Here is a 21752-nt window from a genome sequence, read left to right as displayed (position 1 = left end):
TGTACTGGGAATGGTTACTGGGGCAAAAAACGTATTTCGGTACGGTTGTTACCGTATGTGTTGATCATGGAACCCTGGGTCCGTGAGGACGGCCGATGATCGGCGGAGGCATGATCGCCTGGTCAGGTGGCGGAGGGAACGGAAGATCGGAAACAGGGAAACGGGAAAACAGGGGAACGCGTGATCAATGGCCGGAGAGAGCGGATGATCGGCGCCGGGGAAACAGGCGATCAATGGCCGGGGAGAAGATGAGCGGCGCCCGAAAAGGGACGATCAGTGGCAGCAGGAGTACCCGCGCCACGCCCTGAGGCCCTCGCGTGCCGCCACCGCCGCCAGCAGAACCGCCATGGTGGGATCGATCCACCACCACCCGAGGGGATTCAGCGCGAGCCCGGCCAGCACCCCCGCCGCGAGCAGGGCGCACATGAGGTTCTGCGTCCCCTCGCCCGAGGTCGCCGCCGAGTGCAGCCGGACTCCCAGCCGCCGCTTGGCCATCCCCAGGAACGGCATGCCGACCACGCTGGCCGCCGTCACCACGATCCCGAGCACGCTCGGCACGGCCCGGTGGCCGGCGTCCAGGTCGTGCGCCACGTGCAGCACCAGGTAGGGGGCCAGGAGCCAGAAGCTGATCGCCACGGCCTTGCGGGCCCGTTCCTCGGCGTGCGCGGAACCGGTCCTCGCCCCGGTGAACCGCCAGACCACGATCAGGCTGGCCGCCGCCTCCACCAGGGCGGACGCGCCCCAGCCGATGAGGGCGACCGAGTGTGCCCCCAGGCCCGCGGCGATGCCGAGCACGCTCTCGGCGCCCAGCCAGACCAGGGTGGCCAGGGAGAGCGTGCGGGCCCTGCGGGCGTCACGCAGCCACTCGGCGCTCGGCGGCGCCAGCACGATCTGATCGGTCACGACGGCCTCCGGGTACCCGCTCGACGGCGCTCGGTAATCTATATGTCACAGCGTGTCGAAACTCGGGGAAGCGGCAAAGCTCCTGGCGGTGACAGCGGCGTGCTCTCGCGCGGCGGTATCGGCGCAATGCCGACCTGTCCGGCAGATCGCCGGAGGGAGACGCGAGGTCCCTCGCGATGACGGCGGCGGGCCGCATCGAAGGCGGACCGCCAGGGGAACGGAGGCGGCAGGTCGCCACAGGAACAGGGAGGCAACCGGAGGAGGCGGGTCGCCGCGGGGGACGGTGCGGGCTTCGCGAGCCGGTGGAGTCCCGCTCTCGCGAGGCGGCCATGCCGGAAGATGGACCTGTCCAGCAGATCGTCGGAGGGAAATCCGTGCCGTTCACGCCCAGCCACGTCGCAGCCGTGCTGCCACTGATCTCCTCGGAGCGGACGCGCCGGTTCCTCGATCCCTGGGCCCTCGCCCTGGGCGCCATGGTGCCCGACCTGCCGATCTTCTTCCCCTTCCTGCCCGACTACATGATCTGGCACTCCCTCGCGGGCGTCCTCACGATCGACCCGTTCGCCGTCGTGGTGCTGCTCGCGGTCTTCCACCTGGTGCTCCGCGACCCGCTGACCGCGCTCCTGCCCCCCACCCTCGCCGGGCGCGCCGCCTCGCTGACCCCGGGCATGTACGGGCTGCGGCGGCTGCCCGCCGTGATCGCCGGAGGCGTGGTGGGCGCCCTCACCCACATGCTCTGGGACTCCTTCACCCACTCGTACAGCTCGGCGCTGTGGGGCTGGAGCTGGCTGGACGTACAGGTGGCGGGAGTGATACCCCTGTTTCGCCTGCTGCAGTACACCTCCACGGTGATCGGCCTGGCGGTCGTCCTCTGGTGGGCCTGGCGCGGACTGGCCCGGATGGAGCCGCGGCCGGTGCCCGAGCGGCTGCGCCTGCCCGCGGCCGGGCGGGCGGCCGTGCTCCTGGCCACCGCCGTGTCGATCCCGCTGGGCGCGGTCGCCTGGGCGGTGGCCTTCCCTCCGGGCAGCAGGGCCGAGCTGGTGACGAGGCTGGGCGCGGGGGTGGTCGTCGGCTGCTCCGCCCTGCTGCTCGTCTACGCGCTGATATGGCAGCTCAGGCGGGTCATGGCAGTATTCGAAGGTGCCTGAAGCCATCGACCCCCACCTTGCCGACTACGCCAACCTGCGCGACGTCGAGCTGCGCAAGAGCATGGAGGCCGAGCACGGCCTCTTCATCGCCGAGGGGGAGAAGGTCATCCGCCGCGCCGTCGCGGCGGGCTACCCCGTGCGTTCCGTCCTCCTCACCTCCCGCTGGGCCGAACCCCTCGCCGACCTGCTGGGCCCGCTCGGCGACCGGGTCCACGTCGTGGACGACGCCGTCATGGAGGAGGTCACCGGCTTCCAGGTCCACCGGGGCGCCCTCGCCGCCATGGAACGCCTCCCACTGCCTCCCGTCGAGGACATCCTGTCGGGGCGCGCGGCGCCGGGGGCTCACGGGGATCCCGCCGGACACGTGACGCCCCGGCGCGTCCTCGTCCTCGAAGACCTCGTCGACCACGGCAACGTCGGCGCCATCTTCCGCTGCGCCGCCGCCCTGGGCGTGGAGGCGGTGATCCTCTCGCCGCGCTGCGCCGACCCCCTCTACCGGCGCTCGGTGAAGGTCTCCATGGGCGCGGTCTTCGCGATCCCGTACGCCCGGATGACCGACTGGTACGCGGGCCTGGCCGAACTGCGCGGAGCGGGTTTCCAGACGCTGGCCCTGACCCCGGACCAGTCCGCCACCCCCATGGACAAGGTCACCATGGCCGACCGGGTGGCCCTGCTCCTCGGCTCGGAGGGAGACGGGCTCTCCTCCCGCTGGCTGCGCGAGGCCGACGAGGCGGTCTGCATCCCGATGAGCCCGATCGCGATGGGCATGGGCGTCGACTCCCTCAACGTGGTCGCCGCCGCCGCCATCGCCTGCCACGGCCTCATGCGCGCGGGCTGAGCTCCTCGTGGGTCCCGAACGATTCGCCCGAACGATTCGCGTGAACGCCGGGGCGACCAGCCGGATGGTCATTCGGTGACGAGGGCGGGTTACCGCGCCGCGGGGCGTCGCGCGTCCACCTCGATCTCGATTCTCATGCGGGGGTCGGCGAGCCCGCACACGAGCATCGTCGCGGCCGGGCGAACCTCGCCGAAGCGGCGGCGCAGGACCGGCCAGCACGGCTCGAAGTCCTCGCGGTCGGGCAGCATGTATCGCACCCGGACGACGTCGGCGAAGGAGCAGCCCGCCCTGGCCAGTGCCTCTCCGATGTTGCGCAGGCACTGCTCGGCCTGCTCGACCACGTCGTCGGAGATCGTCATGGTCGCGTAGTCGTAGCCGGTCGTCCCGGACACGTGGACCCGGTCGCCGTCGACCACCGCCCGCGCGTATCCGATCCGCTCTTCGAAGGTCGAACCGCTCAGGATCGCGAACCGCTCAGTCATGCCGGAAACCGTAGCAATCGACATTGACGCATGGCTGTTCCGAGCCCACGCCTCGGTGGTCGCGGGCTCGGATGTGCCGGGGAGCGGCCGTCGCCGAGTCGCCCAGCCGGATCGTCGGGACTACGGCAGGGAGAGGAGATAGTCCGGCCAGTTGCCGTGGTGGCTGATGTCGGGGGCCTTCTCGGTGGCGTACGGCTCGCAGAGGAAGCCGTGCACCGCGCGGCCGTCGGCGAGTTCGACCGTGCCGAGGCCGAGGGGCGGGGCGGTCTGTGTCAGGAGGGCGCCGAGTGCCGAGGAGGTCAGACCGTACAGCTCGACCTCCACCGGCACGCCGCCTGAGGTCACGCGGACCAGTCCCGGGCGTGGCATGTCACCGTCGTCCAGGGCGTAGAGGCGGTAGAGGGGGGCTGTCAGGGTGGTTCCCAGGCCGGTGGCCCCGAGGGCGGTGAGCCGGCCGTGCAGCGGCTGGCCGGAGCGGTGCGCGCCGACCACGGCGAGCACCGATCGCGCTTCTGTGGTGCGGGCGGGGGGCGGGGGCGCCGGTCGGGTCTCCGGGATGTGGACGGGCGTCGGCCGCGTGTCCGGGACGGTGACCGCGGGGCCGCCGGTCAGGGCGTGGAAGGTGGCGCCGAGCCCGGCGAGGAGTTCGTCGGAGCCCGCGGGGCCAAGGAAGGTGACGCCGTGCGGGCGGCCGGTGGTCGTCGTTCCCGCGGGTACGGAGATTCCCGCCAGGTCGAGGAGGTTGGTGAAGGTCGTGTAGTGGCCGAGGACCGCGTTGCGTTCGATCGGGCTTTCGAGCATCTCCGCGACGGTGAAGGTCGTGGGCACGGTCGGGACCGCGAGGACGTCCATCGAGGCCCACGCCCGCCGGGTCTCCGCGTCCAGCGCGCGCAGGCGGTACAGCCCCTCGAAGGCGTCCACGGCGCTGAGGGCGCCGCCGCCGGACAGCACCTTCAGGGTGACCGGGTGGACCTCGCCGGGGTTGCGGGCGACGAAGCCGCCGACCGCGGCGAGCCGTTCGGCGAGCCACGGCCCCTCGTACAGCAGCCGCCCCGCGGCCAGGAACGGTTCGAGGTCGACGGGGACGAGCCGGTGGCCGAGGCCGGTGAGCCGTTCCGCCGCCTCCGCGAAGGCCGCCTCGGCGGCGGCGTCGCCGAAGAACTCCGGTTCGCGCGCCACCCCGATCCGCAGAGGGTACGGGAGGGGCGGTGCCGATCCGGGGACGGGGAGGGCGCGCGACCAGGGGTCGGCGGGTTCGAAGGCGGCGATGGCGGACAGGACGGCCAGGCCGTCGGCGGCCGAGCGGGCGAAGACGCTCGGGCAGTCCAGTGACGCGCACGCGGGCACCACGCCGAGCGTGCTGACCAGGCCACGGCTCGGCTTGACCCCGACGGTGCCGGTGAGCGCGGCGGGCACCCGGCCCGATCCGGCCGTGTCGGTGCCGATGGCGAACGAGACCAGGTCCGCGGCCACCGCCACCGCGGAGCCGGAGCTGGACCCGCCGGAGATCAGGCCCGGTACCAGCGGTGACTCGCACGCGCCGTACGGGCTGCGGGTGCCCGACAGGCCGGTGGCGAACTGGTCCAGGTTGGTCTTGCCGACGAGGAGGGCGCCCGCCGCGAGCAGCCGTTCCACCAGCGGCGCGCCGCGTTCCGGGACGTAGGAGTAGGCCGGGCAGGCCGCGGTGGTGGGCAGCCCGGCCACGTCCACGTTGTCCTTGACCGCGAACGGGACGCCGTAGAGCGGCGGGCGGGCGTCCGGGGCCGGCCAGCGGCGGGCCAGCTCGGCCGCGTCGCCGAGCAGGTCCGTCGCCGGGCGCAGGGTGATCCACACGTGGTCGTCACCCCGCGCCGCGATCCGCGCGAGCACCTCCCCGGCGACGTCGGCGGGGCGGGCCGCCCCGGAGCGGTAGAGGCCGGAGAGGCTCTCCAGGTCCAGGTCCAGGTTCAGGTGGAGCGTGCTGTCCGGATCAGGCGGAGTGCGCATGTGCCCTTCCTGTGTGTGCGTGGTTCCCGGTGTCACGTGCTGCCAGGTGCCAGGCGCTCGACGCGGAGGTCCGGGGCGCGGGGACACGCGGTGCGAGCCGGTCCGCGGGGGAACCGGTGTACGGCGCGCCCGCGACCCGGTGCCGGCCGGTTCGCGGGGCGCCGTTCACGAGGTGACGGAAGTCTCCGTGGAGACGGGTCTCGTGGAGGTCCGCTCGGGTTCGCCGGAGGTGTCCGGCGTCTCGTCCGACGGCTTGGGCTTGAGGAACATGAAGGCGAGCAGGATCAGCCCCGCGAACAGGTAGCCCAGGGAGACCTGGGCGTTGGCGTTCCACTCGACCCGCTCGCCGTGGATCAGGCCGATGAAGGCCAGTGCCGCGCCGACGAAGGCGTACCCGGCGGCCCACACGAACGACCGGTCGATGACGAAGGCCGTGATCGAGCCGAGCACCAGACCGGCGAGCACGGCGCCGCCGCCGAGCAGGGCCGTTCCCTCGTAGACCGTCCCGCTCCGCGCGATCGTGTCGTACCCGACCTCCCGCGCGCTGGTGCCCGCGGCGGCGAGCGCGTTGTCCATGTAGCCCTGCGCCCAGGAGGCGATGTTGGGGATGATCGCGATCACCACGGCCACGGCGTGCGCCTTCGGCACCGACTGGAAGGCCTGGGCGCCGATGAGCAGGCCGATGTAGAGCAGGATCGGCACGATCGCGGGCGTCGGAAGCACCGCGCCGAGCAGCGCGAACATGCCGAGGAAGCAGAACAGCGCGATCACGACGCCGCTGGCCATCGAGTAGCTCGTACGGCCGCCCGCGGACTTCCACCCCGGGTGGCCGATGTAGACGGCGGGCGGGAACGGCGAGCCCAGCATCGAGCCGACCACCGCGCCCGCGCCGTCGGCCAGGAGCACCGAGCGCAGGTTGTACGAGTCGCCCGCGGCGGCGGCGCTCTCCACGTTGCTCATGCCCTCGGTGAAGTTGTAGATGCCCAGGGGGATGGCGGTGGCCAGCAGCGGCGAGACCTGGCCGAGCCCTTCGAGGAGGCGGTCGATGTTCAGCGACGGCAGGCTCACCGCGATGTTCTCCGCGGCGGCGCCCACGTCGGCGGGGTTCATGTAGCCGCCGATCCAGGCGATCGCGGTACCGGCCAGGAGCGCGGCGAGCCCGACGGGGATGTTGCCCGGCAGCTTCAGGTCGGTGAAGAAGCCGACCATGATGATCACCAGCACCGGCAGCGCGATCCAGGCCGCCTCCCACATCTGCGCGGCGGGCCGCATCGAGATGAAGGCGATCGAGATGCCCGCCAGGGTGCCGAGCATCGCCGCCCTGGGGGTGAAACGGCGGATGTACGGGCCTACGAAGGCGCCGATCAGCACGATGACGCCGATGATGAAGCACCAGGCCAGCCCCGCCACCCAGGCCTGGAGGGGGTTTTTGGTGGCCAGGTAGGTCGGCAGCATGATCACGAACACGACGATGAACATGTGCGGGACGCTGGGACCGTACGGCATCGCGCACACGTCGGTGCGGTTCTCTTGGCGGGCCAGCCGCCGGGCGAGGTAGGTGTAGTACACGTTGCCGATCAGGAGCTGGATGCCCATCGCCGGGAGGATGACGCCGAAGACGTCGGAGCCCGGCAGGTGGACGACCCCGAGGCAGAGGCCGCTCAGCACCAGCACGTTGACCATCACGTTGAAGCCGAGGCCGAAGAAGGCGTTGGTGTCCCCGCTGACCCACCAGGGGAGTTTGAGCTTGACGGGGCCGGTTGTCGTGGTCATCGGTCAGCTCCGGGTTTCGAATGCCTTGAGGTAGCCGCCGGAGGGGGCGACCCAGCCGAAGATGCCGCCCTGGGCGGCGATCGTTTCGAGCCCGTACCGCTGGAACTCGGCGAAGTACGAGCCCACGCAGTCGGACAGGACCAGGCACTCGTAACCCCGGTCGTTCGCCTCGCGGACGGTGGTGTGCACGCACACCTCGGTCGTGACGCCGGTGACGATCAGGCTGCGGATGCCCGCGGCCCGCAGGATCCGGTCCAGGCCGGTGGCGTGGAAGGAGCCCTTGCCGGGCTTGTCGACGACGAGTTCGCCCTCGACGGGGGCCAGCTCGTCGATGATGTCGTGGCCGTACTCGCCGCGGATCAGGATCCGTCCCCTGGGGCCGGGATCCCCGATGCGCAGCGACGGCGCGCCGCGGTTGAGCTTGGCGGGCGGGCAGTCGGACAGGTCGGGCAGGTGCCCCTCGCGGGTGTGGATGACGGTCATCCCCGCCGCGCGGGTGGCGGCCAGCACCTCCTGGAGCGGCGGGATGACCCGCCGCAGCATGGACACGTCGTTGCCCAGGGTCTCCCCGAAACCCCCGGGCTCGACGAAGTCCCGTTGCATGTCGATGAGCAGCAGCGCTGTGTGTCGCGGATCGAATCCGTATACGTACGGCTCGGCCTCGACGAGAAGCGGATCGGACACGTTGACTCCGTTCCTCGGATCCTCCTTTTGTCGATTGTCGACAGAATTATGTCGGCGGGTTTCCCGCCCGGTTACGCTTCTGTTAGCGACCCGGACCGGAGCGTGATCACGCCTTCCCGCGGGTCCGGCGGTTCAGCCGATGTAGGTGCGCGCCCCGTGCCGGGACAGGGCGTCGAGCGCGATGACCGGATCGCCGGAGGCGATGGCCTCGAAGAGCCGCCTGTGCCGCTCCACCCCCTCGGACGGGGCCCGCTGCTCGGCCTCCCTGCGCAGGTTCGCGGCCATGTAGAGCTGCAGCTTCAGGATGACGGGCTCGTACGCCATCAGCAGCTGGCGGTGGCCCGCCAGCGCGACCAGCGCGACGTGGAAGCGCCGATGTGCCTCGTTCTCGCCGAGCGGGTCGTCCAGCCGTACCGCCGACGCCATGCCCTCGAGCGCCTCGGCCAGCGCGGTCATGCCGTGCGCGCCGGAGAGCGGCAGCGCGGTCTCGACCGCGTAGCGTTCGAGCACGTCGCGCAGCCCGAACAGCTCGTCCACGTCGTCCCCGGTCAGCTCGGTGACGCGGGCTCCCCGCCGGGGCAGGTGCTCCACCAGCCCCTGCTGCCCGAGCGACCGCAGTGCCTCGCGCAGCGGCGCCCGGCTGATGCCGAACCGCTGGGTGAGCTGCTCCTCGATCAGCCGCTCACCCGGTGCGAGGGCACCGGAGAGGATCTCGTGGCGGAGCCGCCGCATCGAAAGCTCGACCAGGCTGGGGTGTTTCAGCTCCCCCTCGGGTTCCACCCGTCCAACTCCTCTCGACGTGTGGAACAAACTCTCTCAGAGATCGGCCGGTTTCCCACGCGCGGGATGGCGGCGCGACCGGGTGTCCCGGTCGCGAGCCCGCCGGGAGCGGGCCGCTCGCGGCGCCCTCACAGCTCGGGCAGGGTCTGCTCGCCCGCCCAGTCGAGGAGCCGCGTCGCGGTCTGGAAGCGCCGTTCGGCGTTGGACTCGCCGAGGATGACGCCGACGAGCCGGTGACCGTCGCGGTCGGCGGCGAAGGCCAGGCAGTATCCGGCGGCGCTGGTGTAGCCGGTCTTCAGGCCCACGACCCCGGGCGACTTGCCGAGCAGCTTGTTGGAGTTGGTCCAGGTGTGCGCCCGGTGCACCTTGGACTTCGCCACGACGTGGCGCCTGGTGGACGCGATGATCCGCAACACCGGGTCGCGCAGCGCGAGGTCGGCCATCCTCGCCTGGTCCAGGGCGGTGGAGTAGCCGGGGCCCGGCTTCGGCAGGCCGTCGGCACTGGCGTAACGGGTGTCCGCCAGTCCCATCGAGCGGGCCGTGGCGTTCATCTTCGCCACGAACCTCGTGGTGCCCGGACCGTAGACGCGGGCCAGGGCGTGGGAGGCGTCCGCCCCCGAGGGGAGCATGACCGCGTAGAGCAGGTCCCTGACGGTCAGCCGCTCCCCGGCGCGCAGGGAGGCGTGGGTCGCGCCGTTCGCCGCCGCGTGCCGTACGTCCTCGGCCCGGACCGTGACGGTGTCGTCCAGCTTCGCCTCCCTGAGGACGACGTACGCCGTCATGACCTTGGTCAGGCTGGCCACGGGCATCCGCTTCCCCGCCTGCTTGCTCAGATGGACCGTCCCCGTGCCCGGGTCGTACAGGTACGCGGCCCGTCCCGGCACCGAGGGCACGGCGGCGCGCCGCCGCTCCCCGGCGGGCGCGGCGGTGAGGGTGAGCGTGCCGGGTGCGAGGGCGGGCGCGCGGGGCGCGGTGAGCGGACCGGACGCCGTGGGTCCGGCGGCCAGGATGTGCGCCGGAGACCTGCCGGGCGGTGCGGGTGCCCAGGTGCCCGCGGCCAGGGCGGGTACCGGAGAGGCGGTGGCCAGGGTGGTCACGGTGACCAGCGCGGCGCGGGCTATGAGGCGTGTTCCCCCGTGATGCATGCGAGCCATGCTGGCAGAGGCCGCCGTGGATATACGGAAGTTGTCGGTTTGGCTATTGAAAAGTCGACATCTGCGCCGAGTGTTTCTCCGCCTCACGGCGGGCGGCTCGGCGGCGGCGCCGGCGGACGAACCCGACGACCACCGCGACCGCCACCAGCGCGGCCAGGCCCGCCAGGAGCGGCGACCGCGCGGCCAGCCCCAGCCAGCCCCAGATCACCGAGTACAGGCCGAAGGAGGTCACCGGCACCCAGGTCAGGCAGCCGAGCGCGCTGGCCACGACGTACCAGGGGTAGGAGATCCGCAGCACCCCGGCCACCCAGGGCAGCGTGTGGCGCAGCCCCGGCACCCAGAAGCAGGCGTAGACGGCGAGCGCGCCCCACTTCCTGACGACGTTCTCGACCCGGGTGATGTTCTCCTGGCCGATCTTGGCGCCCAGGCGCGAGGTGTAGAGCCTGGAGCCCAGGACGTGGCCGATCCAGTAGTAGGCCTGGAACGCGCCGAACAGGGCCACCCCGCCGACGATCACCCAGAGCCACAGGGGCATGCCGAGGAAGGACGCGGAGGTCGGGTCGGGGATGCCCGCCTGAACGGATCGCACTCTGAACATCACCGCCACGGTTGTTCCACCTGCCTTGACTTGATATTAGGGCAGGCTTACCTGAATCGGCATGGCGGAGCCCCTTCGGGGCGCCCCGGCTGCAAGCGGACGTCAACTCCAGAGCAAGAACCGTGGCGTACACCTTGGGAGTAACGAAGGAAGGTGTCTGCCATGAGTCCGCGTAGCAGTGTGGCGCCGGTGGTGGCGAGCGGGACCGCGAGTGCCGTCAAGCTGCTCATCGCCACCCTCGCCTTTGCCGGAGCCTACCTGGGGGTGGACGCCACCTACGGCATCCAGGCCCAGGTCCCGGCCGGTGCGTCGGTGCGGACGGTGGAGCTGTCGTCGCGATCGATGCCGTCCACGGCGCAGGTCCCGGCCCCCGCGGATCAGGTCCTCGCCACGGGCAGGGTTCCCGCGACGGGCGTTCCCGCCGCGGGCAAGGTCACGGCCGGGACGGTCACCGTCAGCGCGGTCGACGCGCTCGGCCCCTGCGACAGGCCCTACCAGGCCCAGAGCGTCGTCGGCAACGACGACCCCCGGGACACCGTCTCCTACGGCTGGCACCTGGAGCGCTGGAGCCCCGGCCTCCGCCGCTGGCAGACCTACCTGGGCACCTGGTCCGGCTTCACCGGCGAGAGCCAGACCGTCGAGTGGCAGCCCAGGGTCGTCAACAACCCCGGCTGGTATCGCGTCGTGCTGTCGGTCTCCGGCGACACCCCGCTGCGCAGCGAGAAGTTCCTCGTCAGCTGCTGATCCGCCCGTTCTCCGGCCCTCCCCGGTGCCGGCCCCCCGGAAGGGCCGGCCCCCCGGAAGGGCCGGACCTGGGAGGAGCGGGCCTTCGGGAAGGGACGGACCCCGGAAGAGCCGGACCCCGGGCAGGGACGACTCCGGGAAGGGACGACTCCGGAAGGAGGCCGGCCCGGGAAGGTCCGGCCTCCCGGAAGGCGGGTTCCCGGAAAGGATCAGCCGCCGAGGGAGCGCTGTGCCGCCTCCACCCACCGGACCACGCCGACCCGCTCGGCCACCGCGAGGGCGTTCTCGTAGTGCGGCTTCACCGCGTCGGTGAAGCCCAGTCGCAGCGCCAGGTCACCCAGGGTCAGGGCGACCGGCCAGAGCGCCACCACCCCGGTTCCGGCACCCGCGATCCGGTCGGCGAACGGCTTCAGCGTGTCGTACGCCTCGATCATCCGCTCCCGGTCGTCCAGCAGCATGCCCGCGAGGGCCCGCCAGATCATCGCCAGCTCGTAGAGGAAGTCGGGACGCACGGGCGTCTTCACCGCGATCACGGCCCTGGCGTCACGGTGGTGGCCCGCCGAGGCGAGGGCCACCGCGTAGGCGTCGAGGGTCCACTTGGCCCCGCGCTGGTGCGCCTCGGCCAGCGGCTCGACCATCTCGGCGGCCTGCCCGTTCACCAGGTGCAGGCAGAACGTGGTGATCAGCGGCAGGTCCTGGCGGCCCTCCAGCATTCCGGCCTTGGCGGTCAGCCGGGCGGCGTCGCGGTAGGCGCGTTCCGCCCCGGTGAAGTCACCGGCGATCATCAGGCGCTGCCCGGCGTACCAGGCGACCACGGCGGCCGGCGCGGACAGGCCGTACTGCCTGGCCAGCCGCTCGGCGGTGGCCACGTGCGCGTCGGCCTCGGCGAACGCGCCCGAGGCGGCCGCGCACTCCATCAGCACCAGGTGGGCCAGGGCCTGCACCGAGATCTGCCCGGTCGCCTTGCCGACCTCCAGCAGCTCCCTGCCGATGACCTCGCGCTCACCCACCGGGGTGATGCCGTACGACTGGCGCAGCCGCCCGCTCAGCGCGGTCGCCAGCAGGGCGGGGTCGCCGGAGCGCCGGGCCAGCTCCTCGGCCTCCAGCGAGGCCTGCTCGCCCCGGGGGGTGGCCGAACCCTCCAGCTCCAGGGCGAGCGTGGCCAGCAGGCTCGCCCGCAGTGACTGCTCACCGGCGGGCAGCTCGACCAGCGCCTGCTCGGCGACGTCGACGATCTCCCAGGCGGTGCGCGTGAAGTCGCGGGCCATGCCCTTGTGCGGCACCGCCAGCGAGGCGGCCACCCGGGCGGTGAGCTCCAGGTTGCCCAGCGGCAGTGCCGCGTCCATCGCCTCGCGCCGCCGCCTGCGGGCCGCGGCCATGTCGCCGCAGAGCGCCAGCGCCTTGATCAGCCGCAGGGTCAGCAGCAGCCGCTCCCTGGTGCTGTCGGGCGTGTGGGTGATGCCCGACCTGTCGAAGGCGGCGATGGACTGCTCCCACAGGGTGGCCGCCTCGCGGTGGGCGAAGCGACGCTCGGCCTGCTCGGCGGCGAGCCCGGCGTAGTGCACCGTCTTGGTGGCGGTCTCGCTGGTGCCCGCCGAGTCGTAGTGGTGGGCCAGCGCGGCCACGTCGCCGGGGTTCCTGCGCTCGATCACCGAGGCCACCGCGGCGTGCAGCCGGGAGCGGCGCAGGCGGGAGGCGTCGGAGTACAGGGTGTCGCGGACCAGGTCGTGGTCGAAGCGGAGCATGCCGGGGCCAGGCTCGGTGACCAGGCCGGCGAGCAGCGCCGCCTCCACCGCGTCGACCACGGCCTCCTCGTCGCCCGAGACGTCGACCAGCACGTCCACGTCGACGTCTCGGCCGATCACCGCGGCCTGCAGCAGGATCTGCTGGGCGGTGGTGGGCAGCCGGGAGATCCGCCTGCGCAGCACGTCGCGGACGCCGGAGGGCACGCCGGAGATCACCTCGGCGGCCGTCGCGCGGTCGCTCACCGCCTCGGCGTCGAGCAGGCGCACCGTCTCGCGGACGAAGAAGGGGTTGCCGCCGGTGCGCTCGACGATGCTGTTGACCGCGTCCTCGTCGACCTCGCGCACGCAGGTCGCCCTGACCAGCTCGGCCACCGCCTTGGTGTCGAGTCCCGTGAGGCCGACCCGGACGGGACCGAGCCTGGCCAGCGCGGCCAGCACGTCGGCCTGCTGGTCGCTCAGCTCGCTGTCGCGGCAGGTCACCACCAGCAGCACCCGGCTGGTGGCCAGCAGGCTCGGCAGCGCGCGAAGCAGCGCCAGCGTCTGGTCGTCGGCCCAGTGCAGGTCCTCCAGGGTCAGCAGGATCGGCGTCTCCTTGGCGACGGCGGCGAGATAGCCGCCCACCGCCCGGTGCAGCCGGAACCCGCCGGAGGCCTGGTCGTCGTCGGGCTCGGGGGCCGCGTCGTCGAGGAGTGGTGCCAGCAGCGAGGCGTACTCGCCGGGCCCGGCCGCGTTCACCAGGGTGCGCAGGATCTCCACCCAGGCCCAGCCGGGAGGCGTGGCGCTGCTGTCGGGGCAGGCGCCGGAGGAGATGCCCCACCCGTCGTCGGACAGCCGTTTGATGAGCTGGCGGACCAGGGTGGTCTTGCCCGCGCCCGCGTCGCCGCTGATGATCGCGACGGTGAAGCGGCCGGTCCTGGCCGCGGCGGTGGTCAGCCTGCCCAGCTCGGCGTCGCGGCCGACGAACGGCTCGGGCTCAAGCGGGGGAAGCTCCACCTGGGCCACCGTGGGCCTGGGCGGCCAGGTCTCCGTGGCCACCTGCTGGCGCTGCCTGGACGGCGGTGGGGCGGCGAGCTGCAGGCCGGGATCCTGGGACAGGATGTCGGACTCCAGCTTGCGCAGCGCGGGGCCCGGGTCGATGCCCAGCTCGTCGGAGAGGATCGTGCGCGCCCGGCGCAGCGCCGCCAGCGCGTCGCCCTGCCGCCCGCAGCGGTACAGGCCCAGGGCGAGCAGCCGCCAGCCCTCCTCGCGGAGCGGGTGCTCGGTGGTCAGCGCCTCCAGGTCGGGCACGGACTCGGCGGGCAGGCCCATCCGCAGGCCGCTGTCGGCGTGCCGCTCGCGGGCCACCAGGCGCAGCTCGGTCAGCCGGTTGACCTCGGCCTCCGCCCACGGCTGGTCGGCGAAGTCGGAGTACGGGGTGCCGCGCCACAGGCCCAGGGCCTTCTCCAGGCGGGCCCGCGCGGAGGCGGGGTCGTCGCCCTCCAGGTGCTCTCCCGCGGTGCGGACCAGTGTCTCGAAGCGGAGCGCGTCGACCTGGTCGGGGGCGGCGCGCAGCGCGTAGCCGGAGGCCACGGTCACCAGCAGCCGGTTGGGGCCCCCGCGTGGGCGCCCCGGCTCCAGCACCCTGCGCAGCCGGGAGATGTAGACCTGAAGGCCCGACTGGGCACCCTTGGCCGCGTCGTCGGCCCACAGGTCGTACAGCAGGGAGTCGACGGGAACGACCTGCCCGCGCGCGACGAGCAGGCGTGCCAGAACCGCACGTTGACGAAGCCCGCCCAGGTCGAGCTCGTTTTCACCGGAATGCGCCTCGACCGGGCCGAGAACTCGGAAAGCCACCATGTCAGCCGCCACGCTATGCGGGCCTTCCAATCGCATACAAGGTATTTCCCAATCTAGCGGCTGATCGGCTCCTTTTCAGGGGCCGGTGCGGCGTTCTCGCGCCTGCGCATGAACGTCCACGCGCCCAGCGCCAGCCCGCCGAAGGGGATTTCGACAGTGTAGGTCCAGAACCCGAAAAGCAGGGCGGCGGCGGTGGCGGAGTCCAGGGGCGCGCCGAAGAAGACCAGTGCGCCGATGGTTCCGGCCTCCATTATCCCCGTACCGCTGGGGGTCACCAAAGCCGTGGTCAGGACCCTGGACAGGGCGAAGGCGGCGATCGACTGCGCCAGGCCGGGGTAGGCGCCGGTGGCGTGCAGGCAGACGACGAGGATCAGCCACTGGAAGCCGAGGAAGAAGACCATGCCCAGCGTCAGCCCGGCCCAGCGGCTTCGCACGATCTCGGAGGTGTCGGTCCGCAGCTTGACCAGCGCCTCGGAGGCGGCGCGCTCGCCGGGACGGATCCGGCGGGGGAGCAGCCGGGTCAGGGCGTCGAGGCCGCGGCCCAGGACGTTCGCGGCGCGGTCCCAGTAGAGGGCGACGGTCACCAGGGCGACCAGCACCAGGATGGACAGCACCCCCACCCAGCCCGCCCTGGTCACCGAGGGGCTGAGCGGCTGCCCGCTGAACAGCAGGGCCACGATGCCCGCCGCGGGCAGCAGGAAGCGGAACAGGGTGTTCCAGACGCCGGTGGTCAGCATGGAGACCACGACACCCCGCGCGGGGAAACCCCAGCCCCTGGTCATCGCGAACGTCACCGCGACCCCGGCCGCGCCTCCGAAGGGCAGCAGGTTGCTCACCGCGCTGCCGCTCGCGTTCAGCATCAGGGCCTGCAGGTGGGTCAGCCCGGGGAGGGAGGCGGTCAGCACGAACGTGTAGGCGAGGAGGCTGAGCAGCCAGACGGTGGCCATCAGCGCGACCTCGCGGGGACCCAGCGCGGCGAACTGCGCCCCGATCTGTTCCCAGGAGACGTGCTTGCCCGTCAGAGCCGCCACGACCTGGGGCATGAAGAACACGAGCGTGGCGGCCAGTGCCAGCGACACGACCGACAGCCCGACCTGGAGCCACCTGCTCTTCATGCGACACGCCCGCTCTTCATCCGGCACCCCCGACCAAGTCTGCCGGTCCCCTCCTCATCCTTTGGGAGGAACTTCGAAGGGGTGCCTCAGCCGGGAGCCTAGAGGGGCGTCCCTGCGGACGTACCACTCGGTGCCGAAGACGAGGCGGTAGAGAGGCTGGGGGATCTTGAGCATGACCCCGAGCGTGCGGGTGTCGGCGCCGGTGGCCTGGGAGGCGTGGGCGGCCATGCTCGCCCGTTTCTGGCGGGCGAAGCGCCGTACGGCGATCCGGTGGGTGATCACCTCGCCGGGGGAGTACGCCCGCTCGAAGGCCCGGATGTCGAGCTGCGGGTAGAACCTCCTGGCGAGCCGCAGCCCCCGCAGCAGGGGGTCGCGGTTGACGGTGGCCTCCAGCACGATCGGGGTCTTCGCGATCTCGGCCGCCCGGCCGCCGACCCGGTGCACCTGGACGTGGTCGGGGTGACCGTAGCCGCCCGCCGGATCGTAGGTCGTCAGCAGGTCGGCCTTCTCCTCGGTGAGGATGGCGGCCAGCCGCCGGGCGGCCTCCTCGGCGTCGGCGTCGATGAAGGCGTCGTCGGGCCTGTCGTCGGCGACCCCGCCGCCGGGCGCGAGCCCGGAGTCGCCGTAGCCGAGGTTCACCACGCGGGCGCAGCCGAGTGCCGCGGCCGATTTGTACAGCTCGGCCATCCGGGCGGCGCCCAGCGCCTCACCGGGCTCCAGGTCGGCCTGGCCACGCTCTCCCGAGGTCGCCACGACGAGCACCACCCGATGGCCCTCGGCGGCGAGCATCGCCATGGTGCCCGCGGTCAGCAGGGCCTCGTCGTCGGGATGGGCATGAAAGAACACTGCTGTCTTGACGCTGCTGATCAGGCTCACTCCGTTCGCGCGACTCGGACGCGCCCTCGCGGGCACGCACAGGCATGATCTCACGCGGGTCTACGCTGGCACGGTGAGGATCCTCCACATCAGTGACTGTTACCTGCCGCGCCTCGGCGGGATCGAGGTGCAGGTCGCCGATCTGATCCGGACACAGCGAGAGGCGGGCCACCACGTCGAGGTGGCGACCGCCACCCCGGGGGAGAGCCTTCCCGGGGTGCACAGGATCGTCGCGAGATTGCCCTTCGACCTGCCGGTCCACCCGTTCGGGACGGGACACCTGCTCCGCCTGATGAGGGCGCGGCGCCCCGACGTGGTGCACGTGCACACGGGCGCGGTCTCGCCGTTCGCCTGGATGGGCGTGCGGGCGGCGACCCGCGTCGGCCTGCCCGTGGTCGTCACCGTGCACAGCATGTGGGACCCGGTCACGAGGGCGGTCTACCGGGGGTTGCGGCTGCTGTTCGGGTGGCACCGCTGGGGGCTGGTGGGCACCGCGGTGAGCGAGGCCGCGGCCCTGCCGATCCGCGCGGTGGCCGGGCCCGGCGTGCCGGTGCACGTGGTCTCCAACGGCCTGGACATCTCCGGCTGGCGCTCCGCGCCCCTCCCTCCGGCTCCTTCTTCGCCCCCCTCCGATCCCGTACGGCCCGAGCCGGGCGATGATCCCGTCCGGTCCGCGCGGGAAGGTCCCGTACGGCCCGAGCCGGTGCACGTCGTCGCGGTGGGGCGGCTCGCGCCCCGCAAGCAGCCGGTCCGGTTGCTGAAGCTCCTGCGGGAGGCCCGCGCCCAGGTGCCCGGGGAGACGCCGATGCGGGCGACCGTCGTCGGGGACGGTCCGGCCCGGTCGCAGATGGAGCGGTATCTGAGGGCCAACGGCATGACCGGCTGGGTCTCGCTCCCCGGCCGATACAGCCGCGACCAGATCCGCGAGCTGCTCGCCTCGACGGACGTGTTCGTCGCCCCCGCGCCCCGCGAGTCCTTCGGGCTGGCGGCGCTGGAGGCCAGGGCGGCGGGGGTGCCGGTGGTGGCGCGTGCGCAGAGCGGGGTGGCCGACTTCGTGCGTCCCGGCAAGGAGGGGCTGCTCGGGAGGAGTTTCGACGACCTGGTCGCGTCGGTGGCCAGGCTGGTCCGCGACCGCGAGCTGCGCGAGTCGATCGCGGCGAACAACCGGGAGACCGAGCCCGTCCGCAGTTCCTGGCCCGCGGTGCTCGAAGGCTTCGAACGCTGCTACGAGCAGGCCCGCGCCCCCCGGACCTGACGGACCTGACGCGCGAGGCCGGGTGGGGGCCAACGGGTGAGGCCCCTGCCGCGCGGTGGCAGGGGCCTCGGTGGAGATCGTCGGTACGGCCGCCGCGCCGCACTGCCCCCCGCAGGCGGAGCGGCGGCCGTACCCGGGGTGCCTGCTGTCACCAGGAGGCACGGGTCCGGATTCGTCTAGGAGCAGGCCGCGGCGAGCTTGGTGCTCGCCTCCTGGGCCTTCGTCGCCAGCGAGCTCACGGCCGTGGCGGCCGCGGCCGGGTCGTTGGCGTCGATCTTGACCGACTCGAACGACGTGGCGAGGTCGTTGAGGGCGGTGGCCACCTCGCCGTCGGCCGTGCCCGCCAGCGCCTTGAGGTCGGCGGCGAGCTTGGCGGTGGCGTCGTTGTACTTGGTGAGATCACCGGCGCTCGCCGTGGCGGCGGTGGTGAAGTCCGCGAACGGCTTCGACCAGGCGGCCTCGGTGCAGACCGCGCTGTTGGCGGACGCGCCACAGGCGGCGGTCATCGATATGAGAGCGAATCCCGCTGCGGTGACGGCGAGGCGGCGGGAGGAGAGAGCGCGGAACATTTTTGCCTTTCATTGCATTTCGTGACAGTTAGAACTCTAGGCAGTTCCCTTGCGGGCCGCTTTCATAATGCTTACAGCAGGGGCCTGTGTGACCCGATGTGATTCCGCCCCTGCGGTGGGTAAGAGCGGGGTATGGCTGAGGCGATCGTCGATCCTGGCTCCGGTCAGCACTCGCTCAAGCGGGTCATCGGGCGCAAGGTCCTGCTCGTGTTCGTGGTGGGCGACATCCTCGGGGCGGGGATCTACGCCCTGGTCGGGAAGGTCGCCGGACACGTCGGCGGGGCGCTGTGGGCGCCCTTCCTCGTGGCCTTCGTGCTGGCGGCGCTGACGGCGACCGCTTACGCCGAACTTGTCGGCAAATATCCCAAAGCTGCCGGTGCCGCGCTTTATGCCAATAAAGCGTTCAATATCCCCTTTGTCACGTTTATTGTGGCGTTCGCGGTGCTGATGAGCGGGATCACCTCGGCGAGCGCCGCCGCGCGGGCCTTCGGCGGCGACTATCTCGCGGAGTTCGTCACACTGCCGGTCGTCGTCGGCGCGTTCATCTTCCTCGGCCTGATCACGCTGGTGAACTTCGCCGGCATCTCCGAGTCCATCAAGGTCAACGTGGTGCTGACGATCATCGAGGCGTTCGGCCTGCTGGTCATCATCGCGATCGGGATCTTCGCCCTGGCGTCCGGTGACGGCGATCCGGGGCGGGCCCTGGAGTTCCACCCGGCCAACGGCGCCTTCCTCGGCATTCTGGGAGGTACGGCTCTCGCCTTCTACGCGCTGCTCGGCTTCGAGGACTCGGTCAACCTTGCGGAGGAGGCCAAGGACCCGCAGCGCGACTTCCCCCGCGCGCTCTTCGGCGGCCTGACCGTCGCGGCGATCATCTACATGGGGGTCGCGTTCACGGCGACCATGCTGGTCGACACCAAGACGCTGACGAGCTCGTCCGGCCCGTTGCTGGAGGTCGTCAAGGTCGCCGGGCTGACGTTCCCGCCCAAGCTGTTCGCCCTGATCGCGCTGCTCGCGGTGGGCAACACCGCGCTGATCAACATGCTCATGGCCTCGCGCCTGGTCTACGGCATGGCGCGTGAGGGGATCGTGCCGCGGGCCTTCGCGGCGGTCCATCCGACGAGGTCCACCCCGTGGGTGGCCATCGTCTTCACCGTGGGCGTCGCGGCGGTGCTGGTCGCCACCGGCGACGTGGGCGATCTCGCCGACACCACGGTGCTGCTGCTGTTGTGCGTCTTCACGATGGTCAACGTGGCCGTGCTGGTCCTTCGCAAGGACCGCGTGGACCACGAGCACTTCCGGGCGCCGAGCTGGATGCCGGTCCTGGGAGCGGTGGTCTGTTTCGTCCTGGCGCTTCCGGTCACCGGAAGAAGCGGAGACGTCTATCTTCGCGCGGGGGTCCTGCTCGCGATCGGGGTGGTCCTCTGGTTCGTCAACCGGCTGTTCCTGTCAGAAGGGCAGAGCCCGTCCTGAGGGGGTGCGGAGGTCCAGAGCGATGGGTTTCCGTGGCGGTCGGGGCTTTTGGAGGATAAGAACCTTTTTCATGTGATACTCCCTCTTTGTTGGAGTTTGAGAGAGACTACGTCAACTGACCGACTTTTTCACTGATTTTTTACCAAGCGTGTGCCGATCCGTGCTGGCCGGGCGGTGTGCGGGCGTGCCGGGGCCATGTGATCGCGAGGATGCGGGCGGTGCCCGGAGCGGAGGTCTGGCCTCCGGTGTCCCGGCTGTGGCATCGAGGGCTCTGTCGTGGCGTTTGGGGGCAATAGTCCGCCATGTCCGCAGAGTAAAAGGCCTATGTTTCCGGCAGGGACATCGTTTGTTCCAAGTCCGCGACCTCGGCGCCGTACGGAAGGGCATCGGCCGCGATCTCGGACGGGAAGCCGGCGATGATCGGCGACCTCTGTGACCCCGGTGGAGTCGGTGATCCCGGCGGTCCCAGCGGCTTCAGGGGTTTTAGCGGTCTCAGCGGTTCCGGCGGCCTCAGCGGCGGAGCACGAAGGCCTTCTCGTCGTCGCCCACACCGACCGAGCCCACCGCCCACAGTGTGCCGCTGCCCGGCACCCGGGTCAGGACGGTGCCGCCGACGTCGTCGGTCTCGTCGTACTGCTGGGTGGTGGTGTAGGCGCGAAACAGCGGACCGTACTCGCGTGACCAGGTGGTGCCGTCGAAGTGGAGGATGAGCACCTGTCCGGCGTGGTCGGCGTCGACGCCGCTGATCCACAGGTCGCGGGGGCCGGAGGCGGTGACCCCGTGCAGGCTTCCCCGGGAGACCGGCACCTCCACTCGCGTCCAGCGGGTCCCGTCCCAGCGCATGACGAGCGGCCGTGTCCCCTCGCCGGCCCGCGCGTCCGCCGGGGTGTTCGGGCCGGTCCCCGGCGGCGTCTCCGGAGGGGCCGAGACCTGTCCGACCGCCCACACCTCCGACGGCGAGACCTGCCAGACCCGGTTGAGACGGCCGCCCGGGATCTGAGGCGTCTCCAGGCTCTCCCACGATCCGGCCGTGCCGTGCCAGACCAGCGGGGTGCCGGTCTCGCTCGTCCCCACCGCCCAGACGTGCCCCTCCCCGGAGGTGATCGCCTCGAAGGTGCCCCCGGTGCTCAGCGCGTTGCGGAACTCGCCGCCCGCCCATTCCAGGACGACCGCGCCGGAGGGGCCGTTCGCGGCGAACCACGTGTCGCCGCCGCTCGTCGCGACGCCCGCCAGCCGGTAGTCCTCGGCCACCCCGAAGGGCCGGTGCGGGGCCCACGCCCGCCCGTTCCAGTGCGCGGCGAACGCGCTCGGGCCGTTGCCCACCACCCACACGTCGTCGGGCCCGGCCGCGCCGACCCCCTCCAGGTGGTGGGCACCGGCCTCCTCGCCCAGGGGGACCTCCCGCCAGCGGCTCCCGTTCCAGCGGAGGACGGCGGGCGTGCCCTCCCGGTCCTCCGCGCTGTCCTGGTATCCCACGGCCCAGGCGTCGCGCGGACCGGTCGCCGCCACGTCGAGCAACGCCGTGCCGCCCGAGAGCCTCGCGCCCCCCACGGCCGCCCATTCGGCGGACGCGGCGACCGCCCCGGTCGCCGCGGGGCTCGCCGAGAGGTTCCGCGGGGTGGGAATCGGGGAGGTCGAACCGGGGGAAGGGGGGATCGGCGAGGCCGTGTCGACCGGCGCCGCGGTGGGCTTGGGCACCGCCGGAGCCGCGCCGCACGCGGCGGTCAGGAGCGCTCCGACGACCATGACCGCCACCGGGCGCGCTTTCACCATGTCACCATTGTTCCGCATGC

Annotated in this window: 18 protein-coding genes; 5 read left to right on the top strand and 13 right to left on the bottom strand. The window is 71.9% G+C overall.

The genetic code is table 11. The features are described from left to right. Nucleotides 1-273: 273 nt before the first annotated feature. Nucleotides 274-903 (bottom strand): hypothetical protein, encoded by a 630-nt coding sequence (locus ACSDR0_RS00935; RefSeq protein ID WP_435286751.1) that lies wholly within the window; start codon nt 901-903, stop codon nt 274-276. A gap of 374 nt (nt 904-1277) precedes the next feature. On the opposite strand from ACSDR0_RS00935, the gene ACSDR0_RS00930 reads away from it, so the two are divergent. Further along, nucleotides 1278-2051, top strand: coding sequence for a DUF4184 family protein (locus ACSDR0_RS00930; RefSeq protein ID WP_435286750.1), 774 nt, complete (start codon nt 1278-1280; stop codon nt 2049-2051). After that, on the top strand, nt 2044-2889 hold the full coding sequence (locus ACSDR0_RS00925) for a TrmH family RNA methyltransferase (protein WP_435286749.1): 846 nt from the start codon (nt 2044-2046) through the stop codon (nt 2887-2889). The genes ACSDR0_RS00930 and ACSDR0_RS00925 overlap by 8 nt, the downstream gene beginning before the upstream one ends. Before the next feature lie 89 nt (nt 2890-2978). On the opposite strand, the gene ACSDR0_RS00920 is transcribed toward ACSDR0_RS00925, so the two are convergent. From ACSDR0_RS00920 to ACSDR0_RS00890, 7 genes are all read right to left on the bottom strand, one after another. Beyond that, nucleotides 2979-3371: a RidA family protein gene (locus tag ACSDR0_RS00920; RefSeq protein ID WP_435286748.1), complete on the bottom strand. Its 393-nt coding sequence runs from the start codon at nt 3369-3371 to the stop codon at nt 2979-2981. A gap of 120 nt (nt 3372-3491) precedes the next feature. Continuing rightward, nucleotides 3492-5357 (bottom strand): allophanate hydrolase, encoded by a 1866-nt coding sequence (atzF, locus tag ACSDR0_RS00915; RefSeq protein ID WP_435286747.1) that lies wholly within the window; start codon nt 5355-5357, stop codon nt 3492-3494. 165 nt (nt 5358-5522) lie between these two features. Then, a complete protein-coding gene (locus tag ACSDR0_RS00910; RefSeq protein ID WP_435286746.1) occupies nt 5523-7130 on the bottom strand; it encodes a hypothetical protein in 1608 nt (535 codons plus the stop codon). A 3-nt stretch (nt 7131-7133) separates the two neighbouring features. Further along, complete coding sequence (locus tag ACSDR0_RS00905) at nt 7134-7814, bottom strand: cysteine hydrolase family protein (RefSeq protein WP_435286745.1); 681 nt, start codon at nt 7812-7814, stop codon at nt 7134-7136. A gap of 132 nt (nt 7815-7946) precedes the next feature. Continuing rightward, nucleotides 7947-8594, bottom strand: a complete 648-nt coding sequence (locus ACSDR0_RS00900; protein ID WP_435286744.1) for a GntR family transcriptional regulator — start codon at nt 8592-8594, stop codon at nt 7947-7949. Nucleotides 8595-8722: 128 nt separating this feature from the next. Further along, on the bottom strand, nt 8723-9739 hold the full coding sequence (locus tag ACSDR0_RS00895; protein ID WP_435286743.1) for a serine hydrolase: 1017 nt from the start codon (nt 9737-9739) through the stop codon (nt 8723-8725). Nucleotides 9740-9791: 52 nt separating this feature from the next. Then, nucleotides 9792-10346, bottom strand: a complete 555-nt coding sequence (locus ACSDR0_RS00890) for a DedA family protein (protein WP_435286742.1) — start codon at nt 10344-10346, stop codon at nt 9792-9794. Between the two features lie 162 nt (nt 10347-10508). Between ACSDR0_RS00890 and ACSDR0_RS00885 the strand changes: the two genes are divergently transcribed. Then, the gene (locus tag ACSDR0_RS00885) at nt 10509-11090 is read left to right on the top strand and encodes a hypothetical protein (protein ID WP_435286741.1); all 582 of its coding nucleotides are present in this window, start codon (nt 10509-10511) and stop codon (nt 11088-11090) included. A 209-nt stretch (nt 11091-11299) separates the two neighbouring features. Here the strand turns inward: ACSDR0_RS00885 and ACSDR0_RS00880 are convergent, their stop codons facing one another. Genes ACSDR0_RS00880 through ACSDR0_RS00870 form a run of 3 tightly spaced genes read right to left on the bottom strand, consistent with a single transcriptional unit; the run spans nt 11300 to nt 16662 of the window. Further along, nucleotides 11300-14671: a BTAD domain-containing putative transcriptional regulator gene (locus tag ACSDR0_RS00880; protein ID WP_435286740.1), complete on the bottom strand. Its 3372-nt coding sequence runs from the start codon at nt 14669-14671 to the stop codon at nt 11300-11302. 53 nt (nt 14672-14724) lie between these two features. Then, nucleotides 14725-15786, bottom strand: coding sequence for a lysylphosphatidylglycerol synthase transmembrane domain-containing protein (locus ACSDR0_RS00875; RefSeq protein ID WP_435286739.1), 1062 nt, complete (start codon nt 15784-15786; stop codon nt 14725-14727). Between the two features lie 54 nt (nt 15787-15840). Beyond that, entirely contained in the window at nt 15841-16662 is an 822-nt protein-coding gene (locus ACSDR0_RS00870; RefSeq protein ID WP_435286738.1) for a PIG-L deacetylase family protein, read from the bottom strand. Between the two features lie 73 nt (nt 16663-16735). Between ACSDR0_RS00870 and ACSDR0_RS00865 the strand changes: the two genes are divergently transcribed. After that, entirely contained in the window at nt 16736-17917 is a 1182-nt protein-coding gene (locus ACSDR0_RS00865; protein ID WP_435286737.1) for a glycosyltransferase family 4 protein, read from the top strand. 176 nt (nt 17918-18093) lie between these two features. Here the strand turns inward: ACSDR0_RS00865 and ACSDR0_RS00860 are convergent, their stop codons facing one another. After that, the gene (locus ACSDR0_RS00860) at nt 18094-18486 is read right to left on the bottom strand and encodes a hypothetical protein (protein ID WP_435286736.1); all 393 of its coding nucleotides are present in this window, start codon (nt 18484-18486) and stop codon (nt 18094-18096) included. Nucleotides 18487-18618: 132 nt separating this feature from the next. On the opposite strand from ACSDR0_RS00860, the gene ACSDR0_RS00855 reads away from it, so the two are divergent. Then, entirely contained in the window at nt 18619-19959 is a 1341-nt protein-coding gene (locus tag ACSDR0_RS00855) for an APC family permease (protein WP_435286735.1), read from the top strand. A 510-nt stretch (nt 19960-20469) separates the two neighbouring features. Here the strand turns inward: ACSDR0_RS00855 and ACSDR0_RS00850 are convergent. Then, nucleotides 20470-21732, bottom strand: coding sequence for a hypothetical protein (locus ACSDR0_RS00850; protein ID WP_435286734.1), 1263 nt, complete (start codon nt 21730-21732; stop codon nt 20470-20472). Nucleotides 21733-21752: the final 20 nt, after the last annotated feature.

It is taken from the genome of Streptosporangium sp. G11 (assembly GCF_051192615.1).
Lineage (GTDB): Bacteria > Actinomycetota > Actinomycetes > Streptosporangiales > Streptosporangiaceae > Streptosporangium.
The sequence above is the reverse complement of the archived record's forward strand: the minus strand, read 5'-3'. Positions and strand labels throughout refer to the sequence as shown.